Genomic DNA, 6,000 nt, shown 5'->3' on the forward strand with positions numbered 1-6,000 from the left:
AGATTCAGGATTGACGTTTTGCGGGCGGTCGGATGATTTTTGGACATGCGAAAGGAAGACGCGGCAAAGATTGTGCAGGAGTTCGGGTGGCTGTCGCGCCAACCGAAGCAGTTTCAGGATGATGTGCTGCGCCGCTGCCATGTCTCCACCTGCCGGGAGGGCGAGGTGCTCTACCGCGCCGGCGACCCCGCCGGAGGCCTCTATGGGCTGGTCGACGGGGTCCTTCAGGTCGAAGCCGCGGAGGGCAAGGTCTTCGCCATCCGGACCCGCGGCGCATGGTTCGGCGAGACGGCGGCCTTTCGCGACCAGCCGAGGCTCATGACGATGACGACGACCACGGCCGTCACGTTCCTCATGCTGCCGCTGGCGGAGTTCGACCGGCTGATCGCGAACGCCGCATATTGCCGCCACTTTGCCCTGCTCATGGCCGAACACTTCGCGGAGGTGGTCGCCGGCGCCGCCGACCTGATGGAGCGTAATTCGCTGGTGCGTGTCTGCGGGCGGCTGGTCGCCCTCAGCCTGGCGCAGTCGACGCCCGACGAGGACCTGCGGCTTACCCAGGCCAGGCTGGGGGCGATGTGCGGCATGACCCGGGCGACCGTGAACCGCGTGCTGGGACAGCTCAGCCGGGATGGCGCCATCGAGGTGCGATACGGCCACATCCATGTGCGCCGGCGCGACGTGCTGCTGCGGCACATCCAGCGCCTGCCGGACTGAGCGGCCGCGCGCGTCGGGACGCGGCGCGGCATCCCGTCACCCGCTGTGCCGCCGGACCGTCATGCCGCACCCGCCCCTCTGTACTGGACTGCGAAGGCCGCCAGCTCTTGGCGGAGCTGCTCGACGGTTGCGAAGTGCCGGACCCACAGGAGCTGCTCCTTGAGGGTGCGGATGGCGCGCTCGGCCACGCCGTTTCCCTCGGGCTGCCGGACGAAGGCCGGGGAACTGATGATGCCGAAGCATCTGATCTCGTTCTGGAAGTCGTCGGACATGTAGGTCGAGCCATGGTCGTGGCGCAGGATCAGGCCGACTGCGGTGTCGGGTCCGACGCCGCCGAAGTGGCGGGTGAGGCCCTGCCGGATCGGCTTCAGGGCCCGCCCGCGGCTCGCGCTCGATGAGGCGTGCGTGCCGATGAACGCGCCCGAGCAATGATCGACCGCGATGAAGACATAGGCTCGGCCCTCGCGGGTCGTGACCGTCTGGGTCATGTCATTCGCCGGCGGGCTTGAACCGGTGGCGCCAGCCGGGTCATCCCACACCTCATCGACCCGGTCGGTGACGATCGTGCCATCATGCGGGTGGGCGTCGCGCTGGACAGGACGTTGCGGGGCCGGCAGGTTCGCCGCCTTCATGACGCGTCGGACCCGGCGCGGGGCCGCGCGCACGCCCTGCGCCCGCAGCCGCGCCCAGACCTTTCGGTAGCCTTCGCCGGAGAACGGCGAGGCGTCGATCACGGCCCTGATGTGGACCAGCAGCGCCGCGTCGCTGCAAGCTCCCTGCGGCCCGCGCCGCCGCGGTGGTCGCGGCGCATTGGCCGCGCCGACCGGAGCGATGGCGGTACACGGTCGCGCGGGACACGCCCCAGACGCTGCAGACGCGCGCCGCGCCAAAGCGCTGGCGGGTGGAGATCGAGTACGCGCCGCTCATGTCCTCCTCGCCCTTCCGGGCTTTCTCAACCTTCATTCGATCCACTGGATCGAATGGTCGCTGCGCGACCGGTCTCGAAGCTCCGCCGGGCCAAAGGGCGCCCGCCCTCCAGCTTGTCGATCTTCGCATAGAGAAGCCCGCCCGCCATGGTGATCTCGCCCACCTTGGACTGCAGGCGCGCGATCTCGTCATCGCGGTCGTCGCGCTCGCGCGCCTTCCGCCGCCATCAGGACCCGGTCACGCCACTCCGCCAGCCGGTGGACCGGGACATTCAACTCCCGCGACACCGCCTCCTGGCTCTCCCCACGCGAGCCACCGTTGAACCGCCGCCAGTTTGCGCTTGGCCGAAAAGCGCCGCCCCGGCCCGGCCACGGCCCCGCCGTCGCCTGCCTGATGAGCGCGCGCCGACGGGGCCGTGGCCTTCCGTCGTGACCAAAGACCCCGCGTTCTTGGCGTCCATGCTCCACGCCTCGTCATCCAAGGAATAGCGCTCCAGACTGTCTCACGGAACCGTGCCCCACCCCTGGACAGTTTCCGTCCAGCAGTCCCGGTTTCTCGATCATGCCAATCGGACTGTCCCGGCAAAGGTTCCTGCCAGGGTCAGTCTATCTGCCTCGAGGAGAGGACGCATCATCGGCCGGCGGCTCCGTCAACTGCGTCGCGCCGTCGAAGCATGGCCGGAGCGCCACGGGGATCGCGATCCGCGCCCGGGATCGGCCGTCCCTCTCCTCCCGGTGACGCCGCTTCGCAGGCATCTTCGACTCCTGTCCTGGCACCGAAAAATGACACCAAGCCCCTGTTTTTAAGGGCTTTATCCGACAGAAAGGGAGTGGGATGGTGCTGTGAGGGAGGATTGAACTCCCGACCTCTCCCTTACCAAGGGAGTGCTCTACCACTGAGCTACCACAGCATTTTGGTCGGGGCGTAGCTATACGCAGGTTTCGCCGGGGTCAAGCATGGTCTGTTGCTGATTTTCGTCTCCGTATCGTCAGGCCGATCAGGGTGGCTGGCCGCTGGCGCTGGCAGCCGTTCGACCCCCGGGGCGACGCCCCTCGGCGGCCCCGACGGGTTGGCTCGGGGGCCTTGCGGGCCCAGGCTGCGGGTGTGGTGCGCGGCCGGGATGACCGCGCCCGCGGTGATCCTGCGGGGGCGCGACGACGGCGCGCGGTCAGGGACCGGCGGGGGCGGGCCGCACCGTGCGGGGTCGCGTCCGGCGCCGGGGCGCGCCGCCCCTCCGGGTCGTCCGGTCTCCGGTTGTCCCACGTTGCCCCGGCCCTTGCGGCTGCGCTGCTTGCGCCTTGACCACCCGGATCTGACCGCCCTGCCCCGCCACGGCGCCACCGGCCCGTGTCGTCTGATGCGCCCCTGTTCAGTCGGTCGGGCGGCGCGCGACGATGAAGGGGTTCTGGGGGTGGGCGCCGAACACCCGCTGCTCGGTGATCTCGAACCCGGCGCCGAGAAGGGCCGCGCGCAGCTGTGCCTGGCCGAGGGTGCTTGTGGCCGGGAAGAGGCCCACCAGCCGCAGCACGCGAAACAGGACGCGCAGCGCGGGGCGCACCTCGGCAAAGCACCAGACCTTGGCGACAAGATGCCCGCCGGGCCGCAGATTGGCATGGATGAGGGCGAGCGTGCGCGGCAGGTCCTCGACCAGATGCAGCACGTTGAAGGCGCAGATCGCATCGAAGGGGCCATCCTCCAGGGCCTCGACGGCGCAGGCCACCCGGAAGGTCACGGTGTCGGACCCGGGCTTGGCGCGGGCGATGCGGATCATCTCCTCGGAGAAGTCGGTGGCGATCCAGCGGGCCACCCCGGGGGCAAGGCGGATCGCCGTGCCGCCGGTGCCGCAGCCGATCTCCAGAACCCGGTCGGACGGTGACAGATGCGCGGCGGTCGCCGCCAGCATCGCCTCATACGCCGGCAGGTCCTTGAGGGGCCGGGCGGCGTACCGGTCCGCAACGCGGTTCCAGAACCTGCGGTGTCGATTCCGTGAGGCGGCCTGTGACGTGGCCTGTGGGGTGGTCTGTGCGATGGCGGGACCCTCCGGACACGGCGTCGCTGTCGTCTAGGGGGGTATGTCCCGGATGTCGACCATGCCCGCGTGCGGTAAACCCGCACGCCCCGGAGGGGCAGGTGCCGCGCGTGGGCTTGTCGCGCCCCCGCCGCAACACGTTGCGCGGAGGCGCCCGCGGTGGTTGACTGCGCCCGCGACCGCCGGGACCCTTCGGGGGCGTCGGCCGCGCCCCCCGCCCCGGACCAGGGAGACACGACAGCATGAGTGCCGCAGCACGAGACGACCGCCATCGCGCGGCCTGCGCGCGACCGCCCGCGGAAGTTGGCCCGGTCGCCTGCGCGCCTGAGGCGCCCGAAGGGGCGCGGCCATGAGCCGTGCACTGATGCTGCAGGGCACCGGCAGCAATGTCGGCAAATCCATGCTGGTGGCCGGGCTGTGCCGCGCGGCGCGCGCGCGCGGGCTGCGGGTGGCCCCGTTCAAGCCGCAGAACATGTCCAACAACGCCGCCGTCACCGCCGATGGCGGCGAGATCGGGCGCGCACAGGCCTTGCAGGCGCTGGCCTGCGGGCTGGCGCCGCACACCGACATGAACCCGGTGCTGCTGAAGCCGGAAACCGATACCGGCGCGCAGGTGATCGTGCAGGGCCGGCGGCTGACCTCCACCCGTGCGCGCGACTATGCCGCGCTGAAGCCGCGCCTTCTGGGCTGCGTGCGCGACAGCTTCGCCCGGCTGCGCGGCGCCCATGATCTGGTCATCGTCGAAGGCGCCGGCAGCCCGGCCGAGGTCAACCTGCGCGCCAACGACATCGCCAACATGGGCTTTGCCCGTGCCGAGCGTGTGCCGGTGGTGCTGGTCGGCTGCATCGATCGCGGCGGGGTCATCGCGCAGATCGTGGGCACGCAGGCGGTGCTGGACCCTGACGATGCGGCGCTGGTGGCGGGCTTCATCATCAACAAGTTCCGCGGCGACCCCAGGCTGTTCGACGACGGCTATGCAATGATTGCGTCACGCACCGGCTGGCCCGGCTTCGGGGTCCTGCCGTGGTTCCCCGACGCCTGGCGCCTGCCGGCCGAGGATGCGCTGGACGTCGCCACCCCACGCCGCGCATCGGGGCTGCACGCGGTGTGCCTGTGCCTGTCGCGGATGGCCAATTTCGACGACCTTGATCCGCTGGCGCAGGAACCCGGCGTGCGGCTGACCATGCTGGGGCCGGGCCGGGCGATCCCGGGCGATGCGGATCTGGTGATCGTGCCGGGGGCGAAATCCACCCGCGGGGATCTGGCCTTCCTGCGGGCGCAGGGCTGGGACGTGGACATCGCCGCGCATCTGCGCCGGGGCGGGCATGTGCTGGGCATCTGCGGCGGTTATCAGATGCTGGGCCGCAGCATCGCCGATCCCGGCGGGATCGAGGGGCCGGCCGGCACCGACGCCGGGCTGGGCCTTCTGGCGGTGGACACCGTGATGCACCCCGACAAGCGGCTGGAGGAGGTGCGCGCGGTCCACGCCGCCACCGGCGCCCCCTTCGACGGCTACGAGATCCACATCGGCCGGACCAACGGCCCCGACCGCGCCCGCCCCTTCGCCCATGTCGGCGGCACCCCCGAGGGGGCCGTCAGCGCCGACGGCCGGATCGCCGGCAGCTACCTGCACGGAATGTTCCGAGACGACGGCTTCCGCGCGGCGTACCTGGCGGGTCTTGGCGTGGCGGCATCCGGGACGGGTTATGCCGCCGGGGTCGAGGCGACGCTGGACGCCCTTGCGGCCCATATCGAGGCGCATCTGGACGTCCCCGGCCTGCTGGCCCTGGCCCGGTGACGGGCGCGGGGATGGACCCGGTGATGGACCCGGTGCCGGGCGCGGGGATGGGCGCGGGGATGGGCGCAGGGCTGCGCACCGGCGTGCTGGTCATCGGCGGTGGCTTCGCCGGACTGTGCGCGGCGATCGAGGCGCGGCTGGCGGGGGCCGACGTGCTGCTGGTGGATGCGGCCCCGCCGCATCTGTTCGGCGGCAACACGCGGCACTGTCGCAACATCCGCCTGGCCACCGACCGGGCGACCCCGTGGCAGCGGGGGCGTTACCCGGCGGAGGAATTCGCCGCCGACCTGATCGCCGCCGGTGCGCCGGACCCGGCGCTGGCGCACCGGCTGGCCGAGGGGGCCGGGACGCTGGGCCCGTGGCTGCTCGCGCAGGGCGTGGCGCTGGAGGGCTGGGCCGACGGCAACCTGCCGCCCTCGCGGCGGACAGCGTTTCTCGCGGGTGGCGGGCAGGGGATGACACGCGCGCTGGTGCGTCGGGCGGTGGCGCTGGGGGTCGCGCTGCGCCACGGCTGGCGGGTGGAGGTGCT

General features: G+C 71.5%; 6 protein-coding genes and 1 tRNA gene. 3 read left to right on the forward strand and 4 right to left on the reverse strand.

From position 1 onward, the window contains the following. Positions 1 to 45: 45 nt before the first annotated feature. A complete protein-coding gene (locus CCR87_RS15175; RefSeq protein ID WP_201158382.1) occupies positions 46 to 717 on the forward strand; it encodes a Crp/Fnr family transcriptional regulator in 672 nt (223 codons plus the stop codon). Between the two features lie 59 nt (positions 718 to 776). Here CCR87_RS15175 and CCR87_RS15180 read toward each other — a convergent pair whose 3' ends face one another. The 4 genes from CCR87_RS15180 to CCR87_RS15195 all read right to left on the reverse strand — a co-directional run bounded on the left by CCR87_RS15180 (position 777) and on the right by CCR87_RS15195 (position 3,547). Then, positions 777 to 1,607, reverse strand: coding sequence for an IS3 family transposase (locus tag CCR87_RS15180; RefSeq protein ID WP_242512055.1), 831 nt, complete (start codon positions 1,605 to 1,607; stop codon positions 777 to 779). Between the two features lie 62 nt (positions 1,608 to 1,669). Next, positions 1,670 to 1,807 (reverse strand): hypothetical protein, encoded by a 138-nt coding sequence (locus CCR87_RS15185; RefSeq protein ID WP_201158384.1) that lies wholly within the window; start codon positions 1,805 to 1,807, stop codon positions 1,670 to 1,672. A gap of 672 nt (positions 1,808 to 2,479) precedes the next feature. After that, a tRNA-Thr gene (locus CCR87_RS15190) sits at positions 2,480 to 2,554 on the reverse strand. A 459-nt stretch (positions 2,555 to 3,013) separates the two neighbouring features. Beyond that, on the reverse strand, positions 3,014 to 3,547 hold the full coding sequence (locus CCR87_RS15195) for a class I SAM-dependent methyltransferase (protein WP_201158385.1): 534 nt from the start codon (positions 3,545 to 3,547) through the stop codon (positions 3,014 to 3,016). A gap of 475 nt (positions 3,548 to 4,022) precedes the next feature. Here CCR87_RS15195 and CCR87_RS15200 point away from each other — a divergent pair, with 475 nt between their 5' ends. Both CCR87_RS15200 and CCR87_RS15205 read left to right on the forward strand, forming a co-directional pair. Next, complete coding sequence (locus tag CCR87_RS15200; RefSeq protein ID WP_201158386.1) at positions 4,023 to 5,471, forward strand: cobyric acid synthase; 1,449 nt, start codon at positions 4,023 to 4,025, stop codon at positions 5,469 to 5,471. Further along, a partial coding sequence (locus CCR87_RS15205; protein WP_338048946.1) for an FAD-binding protein occupies positions 5,468 to 6,000 on the forward strand: 533 nt, incomplete at its 3' end. The genes CCR87_RS15200 and CCR87_RS15205, both read left to right, overlap by 4 nt.

It is taken from the genome of Rhodobaculum claviforme (genome assembly GCF_016653255.1).
GTDB lineage: Bacteria > Pseudomonadota > Alphaproteobacteria > Rhodobacterales > Rhodobacteraceae > Rhodobaculum > Rhodobaculum claviforme.

Bases quoted from the DNA above. Each gene is read 5' to 3' on its own strand.
- CCR87_RS15175 (WP_201158382.1), top strand. From the start codon at position 46: ATGCGAAAGGAAGACGCGGCAAAGATTGTGCAGGAGTTCGGGTGGCTG.
- CCR87_RS15200 (WP_201158386.1), top strand. From the start codon at position 4,023: ATGAGCCGTGCACTGATGCTGCAGGGCACCGGCAGCAATGTCGGCAAA.
- CCR87_RS15195 (WP_201158385.1), bottom strand. From the start codon at position 3,547: ATGCTGGCGGCGACCGCCGCGCATCTGTCACCGTCCGACCGGGTTCTG.